The sequence below is a fragment of the Streptomyces echinoruber genome, assembly GCF_014651135.1.
Classification (GTDB): Bacteria; Actinomycetota; Actinomycetes; order Streptomycetales; family Streptomycetaceae; genus Streptomyces; species Streptomyces echinoruber.
The window spans coordinates 1-1,201 of the sequence record NZ_BMWH01000088.1 but is presented as its reverse complement, the minus strand read 5'-3'; the positions used below and the strand labels follow the sequence as shown (position 1 = coordinate 1,201).

Here is a 1,201-nt window from a genome sequence, read left to right as displayed (position 1 = left end):
GGCGCCAGGGTCGATCGACTTCGGCTTGGGCAGGACGGCCCGCAGATGCGTGCTGGTGCCCACGGCGCGTACGAACGAGGGACGCTCGGGCAGAAGGTGTGTGATCAGGAAGGACGACGGCCGTTCGTCCGGTGCGAAGGTGTCCGCGATGCGCGCGAAGTACGAGTCAAGACGTGCACGCTCGAACTGTTCCATTGGCTCACTTCCCTTGGTTGGGCTGTGCGGCGTCGAACAGGTGGTGCACCCGCCCCCGCGCCGGGGAGTCAGGGGACGCGGGGGCGGGGGTCATCGGGCCGTGGGGCGTCCTCGGGGTCTGCGGTGACGGCCCTTCCCGGCCGGGGTACGGGGTGGACACCCGGCCGGGAAGGGAGCTTGCGGGGGTGCTGGTCGGCGGGTGGGCAACGGATACACCCGGAGGGAGTACCGGGCGTCGTAGTCCGTCACCGTGAATCCGAACGCGCGGCCGGCGGCGAGGGTTCGGAGCGCGTACTCGTACGCCTGGTCGTTGCTGGCCCAGACACTCAGCTCGACGTCGGGACGAGGCGTGTTGGGGCCCGTGGTGGTCAGCGGGGCATCCCGGAGGTATACGGCCTCGGGGGGAGGTGACAGCAGCCGGGCGAGGCGGTGAGCCTCGGCGCGCAGCCATCGGGCGGCGAGCCGAGGGGAGGGGCCACGGTAGGTGGCGAGTAGAACCTCGCGGGTGCCGCGGAGGTCACGGGCGGTCGCCTCGCAGCGGTATGCGATGGGGGCCCGGGTCAGGACTCGTGCGGAAGTCGGCGGCGCGAGCATCGGCACGGCCCGGCTCACCGCGCATGCTCCCGTGCCGCTTCCCTCGCCTCGATGACCTTGGCGAGCTGGGCGTAGTACAGCTCGACCTGTCCGGGGGTGAGGACGAGCAGGGTGTCGCAGGTGCCGCCGTCCTCGTAGTGGACGGTCACCGGTAGGGCGGCCTGCTGCGCGCGGTGGTCGTAGATCGCATCGCGCTGCATGGGCGTGGCGTGCGTGGGGCGGGCCGGTACGGGGCGCAGCGTGGTCCCGTCGGAGCTTGCGCGCCAGTCCTCGCCGCCGCTGGGCGGGCGAAGTTGGTATGAGGCCGAACTGTCGCTCGGCAGGGCGACCACTACCCCGATCCTTCCGCCCTTGGCGAGGTCGAGGGCGAGGTCGCCGAGGCGGGGGTGAAACGGGGCGCCAGCGCTTAACT

Annotated in this window: 1 protein-coding gene and 1 pseudogene; both read right to left on the bottom strand. The window is 71.8% G+C overall.

Annotated elements, in window-relative coordinates:
* Positions 1 to 195: pseudogene (locus IE225_RS32650) on the bottom strand (adenosylhomocysteinase); the annotation flags it as partial.
* A gap of 608 nt (positions 196 to 803) precedes the next feature.
* The coding region (locus IE225_RS33665; protein ID WP_229880216.1) for a hypothetical protein at positions 804 to 1,201 on the bottom strand (398 nt) is incomplete at its 5' end.